Source organism: Rhodococcus sp. 14-1411-2a (genome assembly GCF_002259485.1).
Taxonomy (GTDB): domain Bacteria; phylum Actinomycetota; class Actinomycetes; order Mycobacteriales; family Mycobacteriaceae; genus Rhodococcoides.
Genome location: NZ_NPGA01000022.1, coordinates 143,331 through 165,577, shown reverse-complemented (window position 1 = coordinate 165,577; position 22,247 = coordinate 143,331). Strand labels below are relative to the sequence as shown.

Here is a 22,247-nt window from a genome sequence, read left to right as displayed (position 1 = left end):
CAATTTCTTTGTGACGTAGGTGGCTTCTCCGAGCATTCATCACCCGTGACCTCCGCATCAACCGCCGGCGTCCGCTGCGCTCCCGGCCCAAGGGCTCCGAAAACTTTTCAAAACGCCTCCGGCTGAAAACTTTTCGGCCCGACCCTTGACACTCCGGCCCCGTGCGCTGACTTCTCTCCCCAGCCACCACGGCACAAAGAAATTGGCAGGGCAGCAGGTCCGGCCACCAGTCGAGAGGGAAGAGGCCCGTCATGCACGAGGACTACTACGCAGCAATCAAGAACAACCGGCTCTACGCAGGCGCGCTATGCGACTGCCGCGACTACAACTGCCCCGCAGGTGCCATCCCCGACCTCCCGTGCATCAACGAAGACACACGCGGCGCTCCCGACAGCTCGCCATGCGAAGACCACGACTGCCCCACCTGCTACGAGCACACCATCGACTGGTTCGACGTAACCGTCCCCGGCCCGCCGTCCATCACCGAAAGAATCCGCCGCTTCCTGCGCAACCTCACCCGCACACGGTGAGACCCAGCAGCAACCAACCACAGGGAAGGACCGTCATGCGAGCACAACACCCCACCACCGCCGACGAAATCGACATCATCGTCCACCGCCACGGCAGCCGGAAAGTTCGCCGCACCGTCAAACGCGCCAGTGCACGGCGCGACCGCCGCACCGCACGCCGCGAACTCCGCCACTGAAAACCGCGCTACCCCAACCCATCCCGCACACACTCTCGAAAGGCTTTCGCCATGACCCAACACCGCATGTCCCTCACCACCGCCGCCGACACCCTCGCAGCCATCCCCGCCCTGCTCGGTTTCACCCCCGACAACTCCGTCGTCATCATCGCCCTGGCCGACGACGGCAACGGCTCCCACCTCGTCGCGCCCACCGCCCGCGTCGACGCCCACCAGGCCGAAGCCGCCGCAGGCATCATCACCGACGCGCTCACCCGGCAGGACACCCCCGTCACCGCCGTCATCCTCGCCGCCATCGCAGACACCACCCACGCAGGCGCAGCCCTGATCGGACTCGACGCCATCCGCGACGCGCTCGCCGCCGCCGGAATCCGCACCATCCGCGCCCTGCACACCTACAGTCTCACCGCAGGAACGACCTTCACCGACCTCGACCGCTTCACCGACGGCACCATCCCCGACCCCGCCACCACCGCACTCGCGACCGCCCGCACCGCAGACGGAGCCGTCATCGCCGCATCACGCGCCGACCTCGAGGACCGATACGCCCCCAGCACGGAGATTCCCGAATCCCTCGCCCTCGCCGCCGCCGCCACGATGGGTACCGACTTCCTGCCCGTCACCTTCGACGAGCTCGCCGCCGTCATCCACGCCCGCGAAATACCCAGCGCCGACCTCACCGCCCGCGTCGGCCTGGCACTGGCCACCGGGCACCTCGAAGTCCGAGACGCGTTCCTGGCCATGTCCATCCACGGAGACGCCGACGCAGCCGACGCGTTCACCCGCATCGCTGCCCCGCTACGCGGCACCGCCCGCGCGAACGCCCTCACCATCGCCGCCTACTTCGTGTACTGCACAGGCGACGGCGCAGCAGCTCACGCAGCACTACAGGCCGCCGAACGCACCGCCGAACGAGCCAACGTCCCGCTGCCGAGCCTGACGGGAATTCTCCTCCGCGTCCTCAACGCCGGAATGCCACCGGAAGAGGTCAAGGGGATCGGCGCAGTCATCACCCCCGACTACATCGCCGCCCACATCGGCACAGTGCAGAGCTACACCTGACAGCCGCCGCCGAGCGTGGCCACCGGTTCGAGGTGGCCACGCCCGGCAATCGCAGGTCGCGGGCGCGGGGCCGGTGCATCGGGCATCGAGCCCTCACACCGACAAACGCGCCACCCGCAGCAACGACAGAAGAGCAGGCGGGTGGCGGTGAGGTCAGGCGTGGCAGAGAAAGAGCGGAACAGCGCTCAGAGGGACGTCGGATCGGCCGGCCACGCCATATCGACGTCGGCGGCGGGTGGACGAGTGTCCTCGACCGGAACACCGGCGACGATCGCATCGAGCGCCAGCTCCGACGGCGGCGGCTCAGCGTTCACCACAGCTTTGGACAAGACATGTTCGATCCGCGAGCGCTCCATACCGCAGCACCCTACCGACCAGCACGAACACAGCCACCGCTACGAGTGCAGCGACACCGAGAGGGAGAGGTTCTTTTCGATCCGTCTGACTGCGCAACGAGAATGCATCACCCGCCCTCTCCCGGATCAACCCCTGACTCCACTCACGCTTCGGCCCACAGGGCCCAGCACGACTGTTCGCCCGACCCGCACTCGCTGCGCTCCCCGGCGAACACTCGCACAGGCCAGGCATTGACCGTCGACGCCGTGCGCCGCCGTCTCTTCTCCGCGCCACCCGGAAGCGAAAAGAACGCAATAAAGGCAGCCCGATACACGTATCCACACCCGTTTTCGAGGGGCCCGTCGGGCACAGTGCTGAGTAAGTACAAAACACCGAAAACCGTTATAGCGCAACATAAAGGAAAGTATTTACGCCTGGTGCAAAAGCTATTTGTGACGTAGAATAGAAGCCAATAGAACAATTCCGAGAAGGAGGCAACCATGTCCATCACCGTGTACACAAAACCGAATTGCGACCAATGCGATGCAACGAAACGACGGCTCGACAAGCACGGTCTCCAATACCGAATCGTCGACATCACCGAAGACGACACCGCCCGCCACTTCGTCACCTCCGAGCTCGGCTACCTCCAAGCACCCGTCGTGGTCGTCGACCGAAGCGACGGTGACCGCGAAGACTGGTCCGGTTTCCGAATCGGCCGACTCGACGCACTCGCAGCCTGACACCCCCACCGACACAGGAGAACCACCATGCACCTCGTCCCCGCCTACATCCCCGACGCCGACTACATCGACCGCCAGATCGATGCCGAACTCGCAGCAGAGCGCGACACCGAACAGAACGACACCCCGTACGGCGACCCCGAGCAAGTCGCATCGTGACCACCCCCGAAGGCGCGGCCGCCAGCAATCCCGCACCCGTTCACGACGACTTCTGACCCGACACCGACACGAACGCGAGGCCCGACGATGAACGCACTACGCGCAGTCCCCACACCCGGCGACGACCCGGCAGCGCAGGCACGCGCGGACCTCGCACCCGTCGAGGACCTCGACACAGCGGTCGAACCCGGCTACGACCCGGCCACCGACCCCGAAGCGATGCTCCTGTGCGCACTGATGGACGTCCGTAACCAGAGCGCCAACGGAACCGACATCGAACGGATCACCAGCACGCTCACCACGGCGGACTTCGAGGATCCCGCGCACGCACGCATGTACGGCCACATCGTCGACCTCATCGCCGCCGGCCAACCCCACGACTTCGCCTCCGTCACCGGCGCACTCATCCGATCCGGAGCCGACGGAGCCAAAGACGCTCCGCTACGCAAACGCCTCATGGGCATCGTCACCGCCGGCGCGCACTCCGTCGCCGCCGTGCACTACGCCGACAACGTCCTGTCCCAGTCCTACCGCCGTAGCTTCCATGTCGCCGGCCAACGACTGACCCAGGCCGCCGAAGAGGCACCCGAAGCTGATCTGTTCGACTACATGGTCGAACTAGGCACCCGGCAGCGTGCAGCATTCAACCGGCTCAACAGCTTTCGGCAACCACCGACCTCCTGAACAAACCCGCAGGGACACCGGTGAGCGCGTCGACGACGCCCAGGGCACTACGGTGCACTGCGGGCCACAATCGAAAGACGAGGACAGTGACAGAGACAGGTGAGCATGCCGGACGGCCGCCACACGACGCGCCGGACCGCACGACCGCACCGACGACCGGTGCCGCTGTCGATGCGGGTCTGCCCGTGCACGTCCGCGAGCAGATCGCTGCTGTCGTCGACGCGTCCGGCGACCTCGAGCGCGTCCCGACCGGTAGCGGCGCACTGACTGTGCAGGTGTGCTCGGCATCGGAAACCTCGTACGACGCCGCGACGTGGAGCACCCTGGGCACCTACCGCGCCGCTGACGCCGCAACCCTGGCCGAACGACTGCTCGACGCTCTCGGGGACAGTGCGAACATCGGCACCGACCTCGGTGTCCTCATCGTCACCCACACCCACACCGACACCCTGGAGGCACCGGCCATGACCGCACCCACCGCCGACGGAACCCGCGCGCCGGCCGCCCCGCTACTCACCCTCGACCTCGCCAAAGCCGACGTGCTCGACGACGACTTCGAGTGGCCCGAACCCGGTACCCCACAAGCACTGTGGACACCGCACTGGCTGCTGCAGGCCGCGATCAACTCCGGGGCCGTCACCTACGACCGGCGACTATGGGGCGAGCTCGCACTGTCGGCCGAGTTCACCGCCCCGAACCGGCACGAGCTCCAATTCGTGATCACCTACGAAATCGACGGCGCACCGAACATCGTCGACGGCGACACCACCGACTACCCCGCCGACTTCAACGAACTCTCCGACGAGGAACAGAACGCCGTCCCCTCCACACTGGTCCCAAACCCGGAGACCGCCACCTCGTGGCTGACATACCTCGTCGACGCCTTCAACGCCGTGCACGCGAGCACCGACAAGCTCGTCCGCGGCTGGCCCCAGCACTAGTTACCCGCCGAACAGCAGAAAGCCCCGACCATCATGCGTGGTCGGGGCTTTCTGATGTCTCGCGGACCGATGCAGGTGGCGTAGGTCAGTCCTGGCGGATGGTGCGCAACAGCTGAGCGAGCGCGAGCGCGGTGATCGGATCGTCGAGCGTGGGCGCGGCCGCGACGACCAACGCGAGGTCGCCCGAGTCCTGCACCGCGTCGAGCAGGTTCAACGATGCCTCGACGGAAAAGTTCGGGCCCGAGATGTCGTTGATGATCGCCAGCAGCTCGGCGAACCGCGACCCGGTCTCCACCGGAACGGCGGCGTGCAGCATCTCGAACGCGGCCACCGCTTCCGGTGAGCGCAGTTCGGCGAGGATCGCGAGTTCGATGCTGCCCAGGTCGGACAGGGCGGGGGAGTCGGGTGTGCTCATGGTGTGGGTCCTTCGGTCGGTGCGTCGCCGGTGGGCGGCGAGGTGGGAGGGACGAGAGACAGTAGGGCCACCGCGGCTTCGGCGATCCCGAGATGTCCGGCGACGGTGTCTATGGGGTGGGTGGCCACCAACCCGGTGATCAGATCGCGATGGATCAGGGCAGCGAGGCGGTGCTGATGGGACAGGTAGGCGAGCAGTTCGGCGGTGAGCAGTGCCGCACCGGTAGGTCCGCCGTAATCGTGCGCCCAGTCCTCGCCGTCGCGTTCGGGGGCGTACAGCAGCGAGTCCGGGGCGCTGAGAACCTTGTCGAGGATCTCCGAGGTGATCCCGCACGCCTGCAGGCGCTCGATCACACCGGGGATCTCGGCGGCGGTTCGGTGCCCGACCAGGCTGAGGTGCCACTGGATATCGATCACGCCACTGCGCCCGATTCGTCGTCGAACGACCGGCGGGTATGGCTTTCCAGGACATGCAGCTCGGCAGTGAGGCCGACTGCGCATTCGGCGTCAGCCACCGGATCGAGGGCCGCGATGTTCGCCCGCAGTTGCGTGATCCTGGTGTAGCGGGCGACAGCGGCGGCATCGGCGTCGTCGACCTCCACCGGGTGTTCGACGACGAGCCTGCGTTGCCCGGGCACTGTCTTCACGGTCGCGTCGCTGTGGCCACCGCTGCGCATCGTGATCTCGCGGGCGAGAGCGCCGGCGAAGATGTGCGCCGAGTGGGCGGGGAAGTCGCCGGCCACCGTGTTCGAGTCCGGCAACGGATCGGGCCGGGTCGAGCGGACGGTGACGTCGATCAGGTCGGCCGGGTCGACGCCGGGAAGCGGCTCGATCGGTGTGGCGGTCCAGACCTTGATTGCGGTGGTGACGTAGCCCGGTGGCGGCAGTTCCGCCGAGCGGACACCCGCTGCGTAGGCCGGCATCGACGCCAGAGCACACGCAATCTCGCCGGGGGTCCCGATGAGGCAGAGCGAGTCGTCGACGGTCTGGGTGAACGTCGCGGCGACGGTATCGACCTGGTGGAGGTCCGCGACGGTTTCGGCTTGGCTCACCGCGAACCGTGCCGCCGTGGAGGGGGAATGGAAGTGCCCGCGGGTGTGTACGAACCCGGGATCGCCGTGCTGGTCGAGAGTCGAGATCTCGACCTCGATCAGCGTACGAGTCGAGGGCGCGGCTGAGGGGGACTCTGCGGCCGGCTGGAGTGAGTGGGGATCGGTGGTGTCCATGAAGGTCTGCCTTCGAGAGGTCCGGGCAAGGAAGCGGTTATGCGAGGGCGACGAGCGCGGGTGCAGCGAGTCCGCACACCGCAGCGGCCGCAGACAGGGCGGTGGTGGTTCGATCCATCGGCTCGCAGCTATCGGCGAGAGCCAGTCGTAGCCCGGCTGCTCCTGCTGCGATGACACCGACGAACACCAGAACCCAGGTAGAGCCGACCAGGTACGTCATCGGTCAGCTCGCGTTCGGGTAGCTCTCACCCGGCGAGTTCTGCTCGGCGTCCGTACCGGTCGACTCGGCAGCGTCGGGCTCGAGCTTCGCCGGTGACGACGGCTGCAGCCGCGGGGGCCGAGGCGACGTCTTGGTAGCCGCAGTGGTGGCGGTCTTCTTGCCGGCGACGGCGGAGGTGGGGACTTTCAGTCCGGCCTTGCGGAGCTCGGGGGCGGACCAGCCGCCGTCGAGCGCGGCTTTGATCGCGGCAAGCTCAGTCGCGGCAGCGGTGCGTTCGGCGGCTTGCGCTTCGGCGACCTTCGCGGCGGCGACGGCTCGCTCGTTCTGCGCTTGGACAATCGCGTCGATCAAACCGAGACGGGCATCGAGAGCAGCCTGTGCAGCGGCGCGAACAGTGTTGGGATCGAGAGGGGTGAGCGACATGTGCGGGACCTTTCGGAGACGGCGTGCAGCGCGCGCGAGAGAGTGGCGCAGCGCTGAGTGACAACGCGGTCTCGGGCGGCCCACACGCCGTCCGATATCCGAGGGCAACGTTATCGAATCGGCCCGACAGATGCACGCCACAGACGGCGCTATACCTTGCGCGGTATATGCCGTGCGCGGTATACTCGGGTGGTGGATGTTGATGCACCGGAAGAGTTCTTCGACTGGCTCGATCGAGTGGAGGCGAAGGCCGACGCCGGGGATGCTGCGTCGGTGCGGGTCCTCGCTCGGGTGACCGATGCATTGGTGCAGTTGCGTGAGCTCGACGGCGTTCCGGTGGAGGATCGGCCGGACCTCAAGCGGGTGCGGCAGTCGAAGAAGTTTCCGGTGTGGCGGACGGCGCATCCGTTCGATGCGCAGATCGCGCTCAGGTTGATCTGTTGGTTCCCGCCCGGCAGTAGCTCGGTGGTGGTGGCGTTGTTCGCGGCCGACAAGGCGCGGATGGGTGATGTGTTCTACGACGGTGTCGGCGCGAGGGCCGATGTCGCGATCGAGCGTTGGTTGCGCGAGACAGAAGGGGAGCAGTGATGAGCGAGAGCGAGAAGAAGTCGTTCCGGCGTGCGAACGACCGGATCGAGCAGTTGCGTACCAAGCCTGCGATTGCGGAGACGGTGCGTGAGTTCGCGGCCGAGCGGGAGACGATGAACCGGGTGTACGCCGAGGGGTTGGCGGACATTCGTAAGGCCGGCAACCTCACGCAGGTTCAGATGGCTGCGTTGCTCGGGACCAATCAGGGTGCGGTGTCGCGGATCGAGGGCCGCGACGATCTGTTGCTCTCGACGTTGCGGCAGTACCTCGCTGCGACCGGTGCTGTGCACCCGAAGATCGTTGTGGAGAAAGATGGCGTCGAAATCGCGTTGGACCTCGACGCCTTCGCCTGACGGCTGCGGTGCTCGACCAGGCTCGGGGTCGGCGGTCAGTCTCCCGGTGTGGTGTCTGCTCGTAGCGTGACGAAGCCGGGGAGGTTATTGCTCCCGTCGGGCCACGTTGTTTCGGCATCGACCTGCACGTCATGGAATGTCGTCGTGTCCGTGAATCGAGCGCGGGAAAAGTTGGTGCCACGTAGGTCCGCGTTGTCGAAGCAGACCTCGTTGAGGTTGCATCCGGAGAAGTCTGCTCCGCCCAGTCGTGCGCCGGCGAAGTCCGCGAAGTCGAGGTCGGCTCCGACGAACTTTGCACCGATCAGCCGCGCCCGATGGAACACCGCTGCGCCGCAGGTTGTGCCGCGAAAATCAAGGTCCCTCATCCGAGCGCCAGCAAAGTTGACGCCGTCGAGGTGCGCACCGGTAAGGGTGGCTCCGATTAGGTTCGCGGTTGTCAGGCGTGCGCTGTTCAGCCACGCATTTGTGAGTACTGCATCGCTCAGATCGGCGCTGTGCAGCCGGATGCCCTTGAGGTCAGCGTCGATCAGGTCGGTGCCGACGAGGAACGCTCCAGCGAGGTCGACTGAACCCAGCGATGCGTTGGGGAGTTTGGCTGCGGAGAGGTCGAATTTCGATCCCTGCCAGGTTGGGTTGTTCTGATACTCGGGAAGGAACGTTGTGTGTGTCTGGATGAGCTCCACGATCGCCGTGCGGACACGCACCTCTTCGTCTCGCAAGACATCGGCGAGGGCGGGAAGGTCCTCCGGCGAAATACGCGAGAGCATGGTGAGTTCGTTCGCGGTGTCGTTGCGTAGGTAGGCGCACAGCAGGTCGATGCAGACCTGCCGTTCGGTGATCGCGGCGGTGAGCGGGTGAAGGGCGGCCCAGTCGTCTGCGAGTGATCCGAGTGAGAACACACCTGCCAGCCGTACAGGTGCGGCGGCGTCAGCGAGTTGCGCGGCGGCCGTGGCGAAGCGGGCGCGGAGGTCGTGGATCGTCTCCCGGAGATGGGCTTGTTCGCGTGCAGTAAGCAGTTCATCCATGCGGGCGCGTTCGGCATCCGACGTCGCGATTCGTGAGGTGGTCAGTTCATCGAGTCGAGCTAGCTCGTATTTGTCGGTCTGCTTGCGGTCGAGCGCTGCATCGTCTCGTCTGTCGCGTTCGATCGCGATGTTGTGCTTGCGTTCGAGATGACCGTTGAGAAAGGCGAGCCCTGCGCTGAACAGAACGGCCGCCCCGCCGAGGCCGGCGACTGTCCCCGGTTGGGGTGAGGCAAGCGCGATCCAGAGCACCAGGCCGACTGCGATCGATATAGCGGCGATGACCACGGCGACGGGAAACGTCGCTCCTGCCGGCGATGGCCGGCGATCGGGATCGGTGGGCTCGATGCTCATCTGTTCATCATGCTCGGATTTCAGGCGCGGTTGCCCCCAACTGTGGATCGGACTTTCGTCCTCATGTGGATGTCCGAGAGTTCCCAGGCCGCTCCGCTCGATCTCAGGCACCCACAATCGGGTCCGAGTCCACAACCGGGGACAACCGCCGGCCGCGCACCGTCGGCGCGGGAAATCGGAACTCGCGGCGCTCGTCCTGAGCGTCTTTGCTGGTGACCCACTGCGCAGGCTCCGCGAGCCACCAGCGTGCCTTCGGCGGAGCAAGCTATAACTTAGGTGCCCTAAGTGTGGATTTCCTGACGGAAATCTGACACGCTGATCGCGTGGTCCCCAGGTCTGGGGTCGCTGCGCTGGGCCGAGGTGAGGTACGGACGGGAGGAGCGGGTGATGGCAGAACGCAAAGCGGGGTGGCTGCGCACCCGTCAGTCGAACGTCGTCGGCGGCCGGGAGTACCGGCACGTGGTGAAGCTGACCGCCGAGCAGGAGATGGCGGTCCAGGCGGCTGCCCGCGTGCAGGGTGTGACGGTGGCCCGTCTGTTGATCGACTCCGCTCTCAAAGCCCCACGTTCGACTGTGTCGCGTGAGGATCTGACGGAGTTGTTCGCCGCGACCAAGCTCATCGCAGCTCTCGGACGGAACCTGAACCAGCTCGCGAAAGTAGCGAACGCGACGGGAGAGGTGCCACCGGAAACGACGGCGGCGATCGCGGCTGTGCGGCAGGTGTTCGATCGGGTCAACCGGTTGCCGCGCGATCTGGTGGGACGTTGATACCGAACATCACTCGGGGCGCGAAGATGACCGGGCTGGTGGTGTATCTCGCCGGTCCTGGCAAGTCGAACGAGCACGAGAACCCGCACGTGGTAGCCGGGCACGAGAGCATCGTGTTCGCCGCGCCGGCGGGCGAGCTGTCGCACGAGGACGCCATCGCGTTGGCGGGTGAACTGGACACTGCGCGTGTGGTGTTCGGTACCGAGGTGTCGGTGACGAGTCGACGCAAGATGAACGCTGCCATCGACGACGGTGTCCCGCGATCGGTGGCGTTGGCCGACGCGACATCGGATCAGAACGTGTGGCACTGCTCCCTCTCACTCAGTCCCGAGGAGGGCGAGCTCTCGGACGAAAAGTGGGCGACGATTGCGGCCGACTTCATGAAGGAAATGGACTTCGACAATGCGGACTCACCGCGCGCACCGGCTCGCTGGGTGGCGATCCGCCACGGCAAGACCACAGCCGGCGGAGACCACATCCACATCGCGGCATCCGCTGTCCGCGAGGACGGTACGAAGGTCAACACGTTCAACGACTTCAAGCGTGCCCAGGCTGCGTGCAACACCCTCGAACACCGGTACGGTCTGGACGTTCTGCAATCCCGCGAACAGCAACTCGGCGGGCGTGGAACCAAGCCTGCTGAGCAGGGTCGTGCTGACCGCGCGCACCTGCCAGAGACCGGTCGTGATGTGTTGGAGCGTCGCGTGCGTGCTGCGGCTACCGCGTCGAAGACCGAAGCCGAGTTCGTGCGTCGACTACGGGGCAGTGGAGTGTTGGTGCGGCCACGTTTCACCAAGGGAACCACCGACACTGTCGAGGGCTATTCGGTGGCGTTGCGACCCAATCAAGGCGAAGGCCCGGTCGCCCCTGTTTGGTACGGCGGAGGAAAGCTGTCGAAGGATCTGACGCTTCCACGTCTGCGCAGCGAATGGGATACCTCCACCGAAGAATCGGCGAACGCCGTAGACGAATGGACTGCGGCCAAGACCGGGAATCCTGCAAAACGGAGCGGACCGGAAGCTGTCGTGGCCGATCCGAAATTGCTCGCGCGAGCAGCAAAAGACCTCGAACGGTGGAACGACTACCTCACGAGCATTCCGGTCACCGATCGCGCGCAATGGGCGCGCGCGGCCGGCCGCACTTCGGGGGTGTTCGCGGCGTGGTCGGCGAAGGTCGAGACTCGTCCGGGGCCGCTCGCGCACGCGTCGAAGCAGCTCGCCCGCGCGGCGCAATTGCCGGCGTATCAGCGCGCCGCAAAGCCAGCCGGTGTGGTGTCGGCCGGCGGCGCGGCACTGATCGTCATGGCGTGCAAACCAGGCCTGGACGCCACCACCGGATACGTCCTGTTGCTGCGGCAGTTGATGAAAGCAACCGAAGCGATCGCGGCAGCGTCACGCGCGGCCGGTGACGCCGCGTACGCGCACGATCTCGAAGTCGTCACCCGGGAACGGCTCAGTGCGGTGCACGCCCGACTCGAAGCGGCGCAGTCGCCCTCAATGACGCAGACATCGGCAATCGTTGGCGATCGCGATGCTCATGTAGCAAGTGAGTCGTCGGGGTACACCGCGGCTGAACTCGCTGATGCTGAAGAGGCCGCACACGTGGCTGAGACGATGCGGCCAGCTCAGACATCGAGGAATCAGATCGAGGATCCAAATGGTGGACTTAATCGAGTCGCGCACCCGAAAGCGCCTCATCGCAGCCGCGACGGCAAAGGCGGTCGTTGATCCGGCGTGGCTTCCCGATTAGCTCTCGGTGTTCTTGCGTAAGTCACTGTCGAAGGCTTGTTGTTAGTGTTGCTCCGTGCCTGCCCCTGACTCCCCGAAGGTGTTCATCACCTGGGCGCACGAGAATACTGACTGGAAGCCCGAGCAAGTGCGGGAATGGAAACACCTAGTTGGGCAGTTCGCCGATGTGTTGATGACCGGGTGCGGCATCGACACCGAAATCGATCTGTGGCAGTCAGAGCCAACCGATTGGACCCGCTGGGGGCCGTCCGAGATTCGGAAGGCCGACTACGTCATTATCGTGACGAGCACTGCTTGGAAAGAACGATTCGACGGAGAGAACAAGCCCACAGAAGGTGCCGGTGCAGCAGCCGAGGCCGATGAGCTCCTGGGTATCTACAACACCAGCCAAGCGGTATTTCGAAGCAAGGTCGTCCTGGTGCAACTTCCAGGTGTGGACAAGGCCGCCATCCCCGGCCGACTCCACGGAATCAGTAGATTTCGAATTAGCGATGTGACTGTCTCGGGCCTCGAGGAGCTTGTTCGTCACCTCACCGGCCAACCACGGTATCTGCGGCCCACCCGCGGGCGTGTACCTACTCTGCCTGCAGAACAGCTCAGCCCGACCGTCGAAAGTCCGCGCGATCAAGCGGACACACCGCAGGCTGTGTACGACACGCTCACACGCGGTGCGTACCTAGAACGAAGCCAGTCCACGTCCGACGCGCGTCATCGCTTTCGCCGACGTGGTGTCGGACTGGACGACGCTCAGATAGAGAGGACCCTCGCACACCCCGCGACGGTCCCGGCCGACATCATCGACTGCGCGGCGGGCGAAATGAGATTGCTGACCGCGGCTCTAGGTGCAGGAAAGTCTGATGTGGCCGAACAGTGGCACCAGGCGAATATCGAACGAGCCCTGGACGACCCAGACGCAGCTATTCCGGTGTGGTTCTCCGTGGACGATCTCACCGAGCCGCTCGAACGAGCAGTAGTCGATGAGGTCGGACGACCCACGCTCGCTCGCCTAGGCGTCGACGTCGTGATCGACGGTCTCGACGAACGAACTGACAGGGCCCCGAATGCCCTGAGACAGGCAACGGAGTTCTTAGCTCGATGGCCTCTCTCTCGGATCGTCCTGACCTCCAGAGCGACGCTCGCCGCCAAATCTTCAGACGTCGTCAGGTTGGGGCCGATCACACCCGATGACGGTCTCGCCCTCGCCAGCACCGTCGCCGGGCGATCTCTTTATGGCGCAAACATCGACCAAACTTTGCTGCAACGTCCCTTGTTCGCGTTGCTCGTCGGACAACACATCGACATCGACGACGGCGTGGCCGGGGTTGCGGAACTCATAGACACTGTCGTGGGCCGAGTCGTCGAATCCGATTCCTTCGACCTCTACGTCGAGCTCAAACGACTCGCTGTTGAGACGACTCGTAACGGTGGACCGGTCGATCCATCGACGTTCACGACCGCCGCCGCAGCAGCACAGATCCGCAAGTCGCCCATGATCACCGTTTCCGACCGTGCCTGCGCTTTCTCACTTGCAACGTTCGAGCAATGGTTTGCGTCAAAAGCTTTGCTCGAAGGGGACATCGACACCGCAGAGTTGCTGAGTTCCTTGGTGTCTTTCAACCGCTGGAAGTACGTGTTTGCGAGCGTGTTCGCCGCAGGCGACCCGGTCAAGGTCGACCCGATCATGACCACATTGGTCGGGTGGAACCCGGGTGCTGCGGCGTGGGTGATCAAGGAGGCGCGCGACAGCGGCTTAATTCGGCCTCGCCCTGTGCTTGATGCGGATGATTGGGAGCGGGTTGGCTGGCGGCTGCGTACAGCAACATCAGGATGGTTGAAAGGTCTAGGACCCCTGTCATCTGCGTTCTGTATGTTTGCGCACGGTGCCGCTAGCACGTTCGACGACACTGCCCTTGCAGTGGACATCGACAAGAATTTCCTTCATGTCACTTGGCTCGGTGCGTCGCAGGTTCCGGATGCGTTGCTGCCACCCGTATTGAGAGAAGTGCCTAGTGGTCCCGATGGGCAGTACAACAGAACTCTTTTACGGCGTTCGGGTCCGCTGCCGGTCGGAGTTAATTGGGTCTGGGAAACGGCACAAAAATTCTTGGCCGACGACCTGAAGGATCGCTTCAAGGCGCTCGTCGATCAATCGGGCATCTCGAACGAGGGAGTAGTCCGAGACGAGTTCGTTGACGATCGTCGACAAAGATTCAACACGTTCGGTGCAGGGGACGGTAAGGCAGACCCGGACAACGTGGCTCTGTATCCGGGTCCGGATCGGCCCCCGACTGCCACCGCACCGTTCGGTGCGTACTCGAGCGCTGGAATGAAACACCGAGTCGAGCTAATCCTGAGCGCGGCAATGAAGTGCTATGTCGAACTGACCGAGCTACTCACTCCATCTTTCGGTAAGACTCTTGCCCACCGGGGGATGATGCCACTGGAGTTCTACGGTGTCATGTTTCATGATCCTGATACCGTTGCCACCGGCCACAACTGGGGTTACGGGGAGCCAGGTTTTCGCTGGCTGCTGAAACCGATCGCCACGGCAACTCCGAGCGAAGCTGTCGAGCCTTCGAATCGAGTTTCTCTCGCACTCAACGACAACAGCCGTTCAGAAGAGATCAATGATCAGCGCGCGTCGCTTTACCGCGAGTTCCGATCGTACGTGGAAGCCAACCCGGCCTACGAACCCTTCGCCGGCAGTTTCACCACAACCTCGGGGCAAATCGATGTGTTGAAGCAGCGGCCAGCAACACGGATCGCGGCCGGCTGGTTAGCGGAAGATCTTGCGCGCCTTGGTTTTCTGCCGGAGTCTTTGCGCACCACTTCATGGTGACTTGGGCGATTCGCCCGTCTTAGGCGGCGGTGGCACTATGTTGACGCGACGTCGCACGACAAGCGGTGCGCCGTCAGGGCCTTTGAAGTGGGACTCGACCCAGCGCCGTCGTCGCTCCTGCCGGTCCGGCCCGTAGCGGTAGGTGTGCCAGTGGCCGCGAACAATGTGTCGATTCTTGAGTCGGCTTCCCTGTCCGACCGAGTCGGCAGTAGTGGCCGATCCGCGGTAGCTGAGGTGGCGTACGACTGTTTCTACTCTGCGCCTTCGACTGTGGGTGCGTTTGGACAGAACGGTTTCGTCGCTGATGGTCAGGTTGGATCGTTCCATCCGAAGTAGGTCCGTGAACGCCATCAGGACGCGGATGAACAGAGCTGGATCGTCCCAGCAGAAGGTGTTTCGGAAGCCTTCGGGGGCTTGGGGAACATGCGGTGGCTGGGTGAGGAACCCCCAGCCTGCGCTCAGACCGGGCGGAGCATCGTCGGCAGGCTCACCGATGTCCATGGTCATGGATTGAAGGGGCATGTGGAGAGCGCGATCGGTGCCCCACCCTGCTTCACCGTTCTGGAGCAGGAATGCTTCGAGGCCGGCGGCCGTGGCCATCTGGATGCCGACGCTGTTGGAGGACGTGGGATCACTGTCTGTGTGCCAGAGCAGGTAGAACGATTCCTCGGGTACGGCCGCACCGAAATACGTGAACCCGCTGGGGGACGGTAGATCGGCCACTGTCGCGGGGACGAGGTCGGCAGGCTGTGCCGATGCCTCCTGCACGAGGGCCGACGCTTCAGGCGATGCGTAAAAAGTCTCGCCACTGACTGCGCCGGAGGTAACCGAAAGCGCCAGCCGTACAGCGAAGTTGCTGTACCGCTCGAATCGTTCTTCCTCGCTCAGCTGTGGTTGCGGGTGGTCCCATCTGGGTGCCATCTGCTGGTGGTAGCGCAGCACATCGTCCAGCCGCGGTCGTACAACCGCGTCGAGGCCGTCGAGTAGTGCCGGCACGTGCTTGGGCAGCGGCGATCGAACCGCCCGCACGGCAGCTTGGGGCGGGGACGGGAACACATCATCGTTCGGACGACCGATGAAGTAGCCGGTCATGGTGGTACCTCCGCTGGTGAGCAGTCGAACCGAGAGTTGATACGCGCGTTGCGATGAAGATTGTGGCAAAGCGCTCTGACACGAGACTGCCCACTTCGAAGCTCGAAGTGGGCAGTCGTGTTCGTTCCGAGTTCGCGTCTACGGAGCGATCCAGATGTAGTTCGATACGGCGAATGCTCGCTGGGGGAGTACGGAGACGGTCACCCAGCTTGCGCCGAGTCCGGCGTCGACGGTGATGGTGGCGGGGCCTCCGTCGAGGGGGAGTTGTGCGGAGTGGGTGAACGGGGCGATGCCGTTGACCCAGTCGACCTGGATAGTTGTTCCGCAGCCCGGACGTGCTCCGAGGTCTCCGCGGGGTGTGGCGGTGATGGTCAGCTGGCCTGGGTGGGCTCGGTCGGTGGTGCGCTCGATGTGGATGGGTCCGTTGCAGCCGGCGTTGTCTCCGACGGTGACGATGTCGTCGCCAGTCAGGCTCGGGGTTGCAGGTGGCACGTCCGCTGCTGCGAGACCGGTCCCGCCGATCAATGCTGCGGCGGTGATGGCTGCGGTGGCGACAGTGCGGGTGATGGAGTTCATGGGTTCTCCTGTGTTGGATGGGTGTTGGGCGTGAAGAGGGTCAGCGGCCGGAACGTTCGCGGTCGGTGTGCTTTCCGTTGCCGGGACGTCCTTTGCGCGCTCGAGGTGATTTCGACGAAGGCACTGTAATGGCACCGGCGGGTGCGCCCTGGCAGATGTCTGCGGAGATCCGCGCGGCTATCGCTTCGTCGTCGACGCCGGCCGCGCGCATGTCTGAGGCGAACTGCTCGCGGCGTGCGGCGCTGTCGTAGCTGTGATCGGCCTCAGCACGTCCGTTTGTTTCCTGCGATCGCTCAGCGTGCTCTGAGCTCTGGTCCCGGGCCTCACGTTCGTTCGTCGGCTGGGCCTCTGCGTCTTCTATACCAGGGCCGGATCCGTAGCCGTCCTGTGCGAGCCGCTGCGTTTCGGCGTCCTGGTGCTCGGCGTCCGCGATGAGTGCTGCGGCTTGGGCGCGATCGAGTCCTGCCGCTCTGTCGGAGTTCTGGGCGAGGGCATGTTTACGCTGGCCGTCGTCGATGAACGCTCGGGCCCCGCGGTCATCGGTGATGTCGACGCCGTATCGACGATGAACTTCGCTGCGGACCGTTGCTGCGGCTTGCGTGGCGATCTCCGACTCGCTTTCCCATGCCTTGGCCTGCTCGTAGACGGTCGTGATGTCGTGAGGTGTCGCCCGGTCCCACCACTGAGGGTCGAGAGGCCTGCGGAGCTGGGTTTCGGCGACGATCCGTTCGGTGCGGAGCCGTTCGCTGTATTCGCGCGCAGCTTGGTTGCTGTGCTGTTCGGCCTCGCGTGACTGCTGTTCACGTCGGCGGGCGCTCTGTTCGGCGAAACGGGATGCGAGCTGCATCCCGACGCGGAACACCATCCCCACTTCTCTACTGGCGGAGCCGAGCTCGTCATCGGACATGGGTGTCACCTTTCAATTGACGGTCCGGCTCGTTACCGGATCGGTGGGGGTCAGCGCTGTCGTTGGTCGGGGAACATCGCTGGCGGCGCGGGGTCCACGGGCAGCGGATGCAGCCGGTCGGAGTGTCCGGTGCGGGTATCGCAGTTCTGGAAGGGGCCGTCGGAGGCGAAGAGCTTTTCCATGTGGTGGTCGGCGTGATCGCGCAGCCACACGCTCATGCCGGTGTGTGGGTCCTTGCGCAGGTGCTCGAACGATCGCCACAGCGCTTCGAGGCGGGCGACGGCTTCGGCGTGCCGCCACCACTGCGGGCACCAGCACCGGTGCGGTACGTCTTCGACCTCGCGGCGGTAGAGGACGGCGAGGTGGTCGCGCACGAACTCCTCGACCGACCCGAACTTGAGCGGTTCGGGCTCGTTGCCGGCCGCGTCTATCGCGGCGTCGAGCTCGGCTTCCATCCGAGCCCGTGTCGCCTCGGCGAGCTGGTGGTGCAGCTCGGGGGTCAGGAGCTCCTCGAACTGTGCGGCGGCGATCGCGTCGACTTCGGCGCTCAGACGTCGGTCGACGCCCGCCTGGACCCGGGCCCGCATCGGCTCGCTCAACGATCCGGTGGCAGCTTCGGTGGCGGTGTCGTCGAGGCCGTCGAAGCTGAAATCCTCGCTCACGCTGCACCTTCCTTGGTCAGGTCGACGCTCCCGACGAGGGTGACTGCGCCGGCGAGGGTGCGATCGGCCTCGGGGTCGTGGACTCTGATGGACGCGACGACGGCGGCCTGGTTCGGTCCTTCCCACCACGGCACGGTCCGCACGAGAACCGGTGTGTTCCCCGATGACCGGACGATGGCGCGTCCGCGGGGGAGGGCTTCGAGTTCGGCTTCGGTGAAGGTGCGTTGTTTGGTGCGCGAGCGTGAGACGCTGCGGCCGTGATCGCTCGTGGAGACCGATCCGCTGATTTCCCAGTGATCACCGATCGCGGTGGACATGTTGCGGAGGAATTCGCCGTCGTCGATCGCGACGCCGCCGCCGTAGACCCGGACGTTGGCAGCGGACCAGAGCTTGCGCATTCCTTCTGTGCCCCAAACATTTACACCTTGGGACCAGGACTGGAGGACGGCCATGATGATGATGCCGCGGGAGCCGTAGTGGCTGTAGAGGCCGGGTAGTTTCGCCCAGCGCACGACGTTGGCGACCTCGTCGAGCGGTGCGAGGAGAGGGACGGGGAGACGGCCTTTGGGGGAGGTGGTGGCGAGCTGTTCGGCGGCGTCGATGATGGCCACGGTCAGGGCGGTGACCAGGGGACCGGCGGAGCCGTTTCCTTCGCGGGAGAGGCTGTACATCGTGCCGCCCTCGGCGACGAACGCCCGCGGGTCGAAGTGCGGGCGAGTATCGCCGGGTCCGCTCGCACGGATCCACGGGTGCACTGCGGAGAGCTTGAGCGATCGAATCATCTTCTTGGCGGTGGTGAAGACGCCGGATCGTTGCTTCTCGGTCTGGTTGTACTGTGCGGCAAGGCCATCCGCTTGCAAGCGGTATCGGCCGTCGGCGGTGCCTCGGAGGATCTCGACGGGCTCCTTGTTCTTTTCCTGCGTTGCCCAGGTGTAGACGTCGGTGATCGGGCGCCCCGCCACCGCGGCGGCGAGGATCAGCCCGGCGAGCAGGTCCTGGCCCTCGGGGTCGAAGAACGGGTCCTTCTTGGCTTCGACCCCGTCGTCGCCGGAGGCGAAGTGTTCGGCGAGGTCGGCGGCCTTGACTTCGTCGGTGACCCAGGTCAGCGGGTTCCACCACCAGCTGGGCTGTTCGTCGGCGACCTGCTGCGGGTCGAACACCCACACCGGGCGCCGCTCGAGGGACTCGACGGACACCATGCCCTTTGCCGGGACGGCCTTACTGTCGCCGTAGGTGCTCCAGTCCACCGCCGCGGCCTTGACCGGTTCCCCGGTGACGCGGTCGAGAAGACGCACGCTGCGCCAGAGCCGCGTCGCGTCGACGACGTCGCGTTTGTTGGAGGTGGTGATCACCCCGCCCGGGGCGTCGAGAATCGCCGGGATGACCCGCGAGGAGGACTTACCGGTCCGCGGCCCCCAGATGTCGCAGTGCAGGTCCTCGTAACTGCCGCGCAGCATCTGCTTGGAGAGCAGGTGACGGCCGACCTGGACGCCGGGTACCTGTGTGGGTGTCAGCTCGATCGCCAGGTCCGCTGCTTTGCGTCTGCATCCTTTCTCGCTGAGCGATTCGATGTCGCGGCCACGGCCGAGGTGGCGGGCCTTGTCGTCGACGCGGGTTTTCTTGCTCCGGTAGCGACCGAGCAGCACCAGCGCTCCGACCGCCGCCGCGAGCAGCACCAGTGCGGCGAGGACGACGACGATCGTCGAGCCGGTCTGCCATACGAGATCGCCGCGGAAGAGGCGTTTGGCGATGGCGATGGGATTGTCCGGGGCGGGTTGGTCGGTGCCCAGGTGAATGCCGGCCCACAGTCCGCCTCCGGCGAGGGCGGCGACGGCGGCACCGAAGCCGAGCAGGACCAGGGAGCCGTCGGTGGTGGCGGGGTCTTTGACGCTGCGAGTGCTCATGTGTGGAGTCCTTCTCGTTCGTGGGCGGGTGTGTCAGGAGACTTCGACGATGGCGGTGATGGTGACGGTGAAACCGGGGGCGGTGCGCGATCCCGGTGGATCGGCTACCTGGAGCGGTGTCACGGCGTGCGAATGGCCCTGTACGGCAACGAATGTGTGGTCTCGTTCGAGCTCGTCGATGTAGCCGATCATGCTGTCGGCTGCGATCTGCAGGGCGGGGGCGGGAGAAGGTCCGGCGGCGGTGCCGTGGCCGTAGAGGACCAGGAAGCTCATCGCACAGCCACCGCGTTGATGCGCCACACGCCGAGTTTGGTGGCGGTGAAGTAGGCCGCGAAGGTGTTGGTTCCCAGTGTCTTTCCGTCGGGGGTCGTGGCGTTTTGGTTGACGGTGACTACACGTGAGATTCGGCCGCTCTGATCGGCGGGATGGTCGTCGCCGCCGATCGCGGCGACCGCGGTGATGCGGGCACCTGCCTGTGCCCAGTCCTGCCACTGGTTGCCGGTGATCGGGGCGAGGGCGATGAACGAAGCGGCGTTGTCGGCGTAGTAGCGCTCGTCGAACAGCGGCTGCGCCCGCTTCGCTGCGGCGAGCTGGTTGGGCTCGTCTGCCGGGGTGTAGGAGAACAGAGTGGTCGCGGCGGCGAGCATGACCTGCTCGGGATCGGTCTGGTCGACCCCGGCGAAGGCTTGTGGCAGGTCCGGGGTCGAGGGCGCGGGTAGCGAGGTCGTCGGTCCGCCGGAATCGAGAGGATGGTCGCCGGTGTCCTGACCGGAGTCGTCGCTGCCGCAGCCACCGATGACCAAGGTGAGGGCCGCCAGCAGGGCCAAAGCGGCGCGTCGGTGGGTGCGTGGTGTGGTGTTCATCCGAATCTCCTGACGTACATGTCTTCTCCGGCCCAGCCGGAGAGCGGCATGATCGAGACGGTTTGGCCGGACTGAGGGGCGTTGAGGAGCATGTCCTGGCCGCCTTCGGTGCCGGTGTAGATACCGACGTGGTGGGTGTTGCCTCCGGAGCCGAAGTAGATGAGATCTCCGGGTTGCTTGTCCTCGAACGGGATCTGTTGTCCCCGTGGATCGCCTAGCTGTCCGGGGTTGGAGGTGTCGCCGGTGTAGTGCGGGAGCGTGATCTTTCCGCCCGATGCTTGGAAGACGGCGTAGAGGGTCAATCCGGAGCAGTCGAACCCGGTTTTGGAGGTGTCGCCGTTCGCGTCGGCTGCGCCTCCGCCGTCGCTGATTCCTCGGGTCGGACCGCTCGAATCTCCGCCTCCCCATGCGTAGGGTGTGCCGATCCATCTCGACGCTGCGGCAATGACATTGGCTCCGAATGGGCCGCCGGGGACGAAGGTCGGTCCTCCGCTCGTTCCGCTGGCAGGAGGGGTGCAGGCACCGGGGGCGGTGCCGCCGTCGACGACGGCGGTGGCCACCGCGCCGGTGCCGTTGTTGGCGATCGCTGCGAGGTCGTCGGCGGTCAGGTCGGCGCGGGCACCTTTGAACTGTGCGTAGAGCTGGCGGGCGAGTGGTTCGTCGTCGGCGTAGGCCCCGGGGTGGCCAGACCCTTGCACTGCTTGGGCGGCGTCGGTGACAGCCATCGACTGCCAGCCGGGGATCTTGAGCAGGGCGGTGTAGAACTTGATGTTCGCGGTCACTGGATTCATCAGCTCTTCCGTCGTGCCCCAGATCGTGACTTGTTGCTGAAATTGGTTGACCGACAGGTGATCCGATCCAATGCCGTCGTGGGGGTAGTTCGTGGAGTCCGGGACGTTCGAGCTGGCGAGCATCCGATAGGTCGACTCCTGGCCTTCGGTGGCGAGCGCGACGACGATGCCCTGTTCGGGTACCCCCATTGCCTCGCCGATGGCTACGGTCTGTTTCGCCAGTGCGAGTTGTGCGGCATTGAGGCCGCCCGTTCCTGCACCGGGGGAGCTCGAGGTCTGTGGTTGGGCGGCGGTGCCGGGCTCGGCGGCCTTGGCGACCCACGGCGCGGGGTCGACTGCGGTTCCAGCACCGTCGGGGAGCCGCGCGCCCTCCCACACCTCGAAATGTAGGTGTGCGCCCGTCGATTCGCCGTCGTTGCCGATCTTTCCGATCTCCTGGCCGGCCGAGACGTGCTGGCCGGCAGAGACGAGGACACCGTCGGCGAACATGTGACCGTAGACGGTGGAGTAGGTCCGGCCGTCGATCTCGTGGTCGAGGATGATCCAGTGCCCGAATCCGGCGGCCTCCCCGGCTTCGGCGACACGTCCGTCTGTGAAGGCGTAGATCGGGGTGCCGACCGGGCCGGCGCGGTCGATCCCCTGGTGGACGGTGCCCCACCGGGGGCCGAAACCGGAGCTGTCGGTGGTGGTGTCGCTGGCGGTGGGCTTGACCAGCGTCCCGGCCGGCGCGATCGCGCCGGCCGCGGCACCGGACGGGGGAGCGCAGGCGATGGTCGTCGACGCCGGAGCGAGGATGACCACCACGATCAGGACCAGCCCGAGAAGTGTCGCGGCGGTGGCGACGAGGAGTTTCTTGGCGTCCACGT

At 65.4% G+C, this 22,247-nt stretch carries 27 protein-coding genes; 12 read left to right on the top strand and 15 right to left on the bottom strand.

The window, feature by feature from the left end; all coding sequences use genetic code 11:
* Positions 1-251 precede the first annotated feature (251 nt).
* The 3 genes from CH291_RS26400 to CH291_RS26395 are packed head-to-tail and all read left to right on the top strand — an operon-like array spanning position 252 to position 1,768.
* Positions 252-530, top strand: coding sequence for a hypothetical protein (locus tag CH291_RS26400; RefSeq protein ID WP_032382539.1), 279 nt, complete (start codon positions 252-254; stop codon positions 528-530).
* 35 nt (positions 531-565) lie between these two features.
* Positions 566-706, top strand: a complete 141-nt coding sequence (locus tag CH291_RS27010) for a hypothetical protein (RefSeq protein ID WP_155289018.1) — start codon at positions 566-568, stop codon at positions 704-706.
* 51 nt (positions 707-757) lie between these two features.
* Positions 758-1,768: a DUF4192 domain-containing protein gene (locus CH291_RS26395; RefSeq protein WP_094689061.1), complete on the top strand. Its 1,011-nt coding sequence runs from the start codon at positions 758-760 to the stop codon at positions 1,766-1,768.
* Positions 1,769-1,953: 185 nt separating this feature from the next.
* Here CH291_RS26395 and CH291_RS27005 read toward each other — a convergent pair whose 3' ends face one another.
* Positions 1,954-2,124: a hypothetical protein gene (locus CH291_RS27005; protein WP_179276682.1), complete on the bottom strand. Its 171-nt coding sequence runs from the start codon at positions 2,122-2,124 to the stop codon at positions 1,954-1,956.
* A 480-nt stretch (positions 2,125-2,604) separates the two neighbouring features.
* Here CH291_RS27005 and CH291_RS26390 point away from each other — a divergent pair, with 480 nt between their 5' ends.
* The 4 genes from CH291_RS26390 (at position 2,605) to CH291_RS26380 (ending at position 4,631) form a co-directional block, all read left to right on the top strand.
* Positions 2,605-2,847 carry a glutaredoxin domain-containing protein gene (locus tag CH291_RS26390; RefSeq protein ID WP_008719967.1) on the top strand — a complete coding sequence of 81 codons (243 nt, stop codon included), beginning with the start codon at positions 2,605-2,607 and terminating at the stop codon, positions 2,845-2,847.
* 27 nt (positions 2,848-2,874) lie between these two features.
* Positions 2,875-3,006, top strand: a complete 132-nt coding sequence (locus CH291_RS27315; protein WP_256980986.1) for a hypothetical protein — start codon at positions 2,875-2,877, stop codon at positions 3,004-3,006.
* Positions 3,007-3,093: 87 nt separating this feature from the next.
* Entirely contained in the window at positions 3,094-3,690 is a 597-nt protein-coding gene (locus CH291_RS26385; protein ID WP_094689060.1) for a DnaB-like helicase N-terminal domain-containing protein, read from the top strand.
* An 86-nt stretch (positions 3,691-3,776) separates the two neighbouring features.
* Positions 3,777-4,631, top strand: coding sequence for a hypothetical protein (locus tag CH291_RS26380; RefSeq protein WP_094689059.1), 855 nt, complete (start codon positions 3,777-3,779; stop codon positions 4,629-4,631).
* Between the two features lie 85 nt (positions 4,632-4,716).
* On the opposite strand, the gene CH291_RS26375 is transcribed toward CH291_RS26380, so the two are convergent.
* From CH291_RS26375 to CH291_RS26355, 5 genes are read right to left on the bottom strand one after another with little or no spacing between them, the layout of a single operon-like run.
* The gene (locus tag CH291_RS26375) at positions 4,717-5,046 is read right to left on the bottom strand and encodes a hypothetical protein (RefSeq protein ID WP_094689058.1); all 330 of its coding nucleotides are present in this window, start codon (positions 5,044-5,046) and stop codon (positions 4,717-4,719) included.
* Complete coding sequence (locus CH291_RS26370; protein WP_094689057.1) at positions 5,043-5,462, bottom strand: hypothetical protein; 420 nt, start codon at positions 5,460-5,462, stop codon at positions 5,043-5,045. Before CH291_RS26370 ends, CH291_RS26375 begins: the two co-directional genes overlap by 4 nt.
* Positions 5,459-6,271 (bottom strand): methyltransferase, encoded by an 813-nt coding sequence (locus CH291_RS26365; RefSeq protein WP_094689056.1) that lies wholly within the window; start codon positions 6,269-6,271, stop codon positions 5,459-5,461. Before CH291_RS26365 ends, CH291_RS26370 begins: the two co-directional genes overlap by 4 nt.
* Before the next feature lie 37 nt (positions 6,272-6,308).
* Positions 6,309-6,491, bottom strand: a complete 183-nt coding sequence (locus tag CH291_RS26360) for a hypothetical protein (RefSeq protein WP_042940224.1) — start codon at positions 6,489-6,491, stop codon at positions 6,309-6,311.
* 3 nt (positions 6,492-6,494) lie between these two features.
* Positions 6,495-6,914 carry a hypothetical protein gene (locus tag CH291_RS26355; RefSeq protein WP_094689055.1) on the bottom strand — a complete coding sequence of 140 codons (420 nt, stop codon included), beginning with the start codon at positions 6,912-6,914 and terminating at the stop codon, positions 6,495-6,497.
* Positions 6,915-7,106: 192 nt separating this feature from the next.
* On the opposite strand from CH291_RS26355, the gene CH291_RS26350 reads away from it, so the two are divergent.
* The gene (locus CH291_RS26350; RefSeq protein WP_094622086.1) at positions 7,107-7,502 is read left to right on the top strand and encodes a hypothetical protein; all 396 of its coding nucleotides are present in this window, start codon (positions 7,107-7,109) and stop codon (positions 7,500-7,502) included.
* Complete coding sequence (locus tag CH291_RS26345; RefSeq protein WP_094653182.1) at positions 7,502-7,855, top strand: helix-turn-helix domain-containing protein; 354 nt, start codon at positions 7,502-7,504, stop codon at positions 7,853-7,855. Before CH291_RS26350 ends, CH291_RS26345 begins: the two co-directional genes overlap by 1 nt.
* A 35-nt stretch (positions 7,856-7,890) precedes the next feature.
* Here the strand turns inward: CH291_RS26345 and CH291_RS26340 are convergent, their stop codons facing one another.
* The gene (locus tag CH291_RS26340) at positions 7,891-9,231 is read right to left on the bottom strand and encodes a pentapeptide repeat-containing protein (RefSeq protein WP_094662916.1); all 1,341 of its coding nucleotides are present in this window, start codon (positions 9,229-9,231) and stop codon (positions 7,891-7,893) included.
* Positions 9,232-9,618: 387 nt separating this feature from the next.
* Here CH291_RS26340 and CH291_RS26335 point away from each other — a divergent pair, with 387 nt between their 5' ends.
* From CH291_RS26335 to CH291_RS26325, 3 genes are all read left to right on the top strand, one after another.
* Complete coding sequence (locus CH291_RS26335) at positions 9,619-9,999, top strand: plasmid mobilization protein (protein WP_032393565.1); 381 nt, start codon at positions 9,619-9,621, stop codon at positions 9,997-9,999.
* Positions 10,000-10,025: 26 nt separating this feature from the next.
* Complete coding sequence (locus CH291_RS26330; RefSeq protein WP_179276681.1) at positions 10,026-11,726, top strand: relaxase/mobilization nuclease domain-containing protein; 1,701 nt, start codon at positions 10,026-10,028, stop codon at positions 11,724-11,726.
* A gap of 100 nt (positions 11,727-11,826) precedes the next feature.
* Entirely contained in the window at positions 11,827-14,586 is a 2,760-nt protein-coding gene (locus CH291_RS26325; protein ID WP_179276680.1) for an SEFIR domain-containing protein, read from the top strand.
* On the opposite strand, the gene CH291_RS26320 is transcribed toward CH291_RS26325, so the two are convergent.
* The 8 genes from CH291_RS26320 to CH291_RS26285 all read right to left on the bottom strand — a co-directional run bounded on the left by CH291_RS26320 (position 14,578) and on the right by CH291_RS26285 (position 22,245).
* Positions 14,578-15,678: a hypothetical protein gene (locus CH291_RS26320; RefSeq protein WP_094689053.1), complete on the bottom strand. Its 1,101-nt coding sequence runs from the start codon at positions 15,676-15,678 to the stop codon at positions 14,578-14,580. The two genes, CH291_RS26325 and CH291_RS26320, sit on opposite strands and share 9 nt — an antisense overlap.
* A 138-nt stretch (positions 15,679-15,816) precedes the next feature.
* Positions 15,817-16,254: a hypothetical protein gene (locus CH291_RS26315; RefSeq protein WP_094689052.1), complete on the bottom strand. Its 438-nt coding sequence runs from the start codon at positions 16,252-16,254 to the stop codon at positions 15,817-15,819.
* Positions 16,255-16,294: 40 nt separating this feature from the next.
* Entirely contained in the window at positions 16,295-17,161 is an 867-nt protein-coding gene (locus CH291_RS26310) for a hypothetical protein (RefSeq protein ID WP_094653187.1), read from the bottom strand.
* A gap of 50 nt (positions 17,162-17,211) precedes the next feature.
* Positions 17,212-17,823: a DUF4913 domain-containing protein gene (locus CH291_RS26305; RefSeq protein ID WP_256980985.1), complete on the bottom strand. Its 612-nt coding sequence runs from the start codon at positions 17,821-17,823 to the stop codon at positions 17,212-17,214.
* Entirely contained in the window at positions 17,820-19,727 is a 1,908-nt protein-coding gene (locus CH291_RS26300; RefSeq protein ID WP_094689051.1) for a type IV secretory system conjugative DNA transfer family protein, read from the bottom strand. Before CH291_RS26300 ends, CH291_RS26305 begins: the two co-directional genes overlap by 4 nt.
* A gap of 33 nt (positions 19,728-19,760) precedes the next feature.
* Positions 19,761-20,000: a hypothetical protein gene (locus CH291_RS26295; protein WP_094653189.1), complete on the bottom strand. Its 240-nt coding sequence runs from the start codon at positions 19,998-20,000 to the stop codon at positions 19,761-19,763.
* A complete protein-coding gene (locus CH291_RS26290; protein WP_094653190.1) occupies positions 19,997-20,590 on the bottom strand; it encodes a hypothetical protein in 594 nt (197 codons plus the stop codon). Before CH291_RS26290 ends, CH291_RS26295 begins: the two co-directional genes overlap by 4 nt.
* Positions 20,587-22,245 (bottom strand): peptidoglycan DD-metalloendopeptidase family protein, encoded by a 1,659-nt coding sequence (locus tag CH291_RS26285; RefSeq protein ID WP_094689050.1) that lies wholly within the window; start codon positions 22,243-22,245, stop codon positions 20,587-20,589. The genes CH291_RS26290 and CH291_RS26285 overlap by 4 nt, the downstream gene beginning before the upstream one ends.
* Positions 22,246-22,247: the final 2 nt, after the last annotated feature.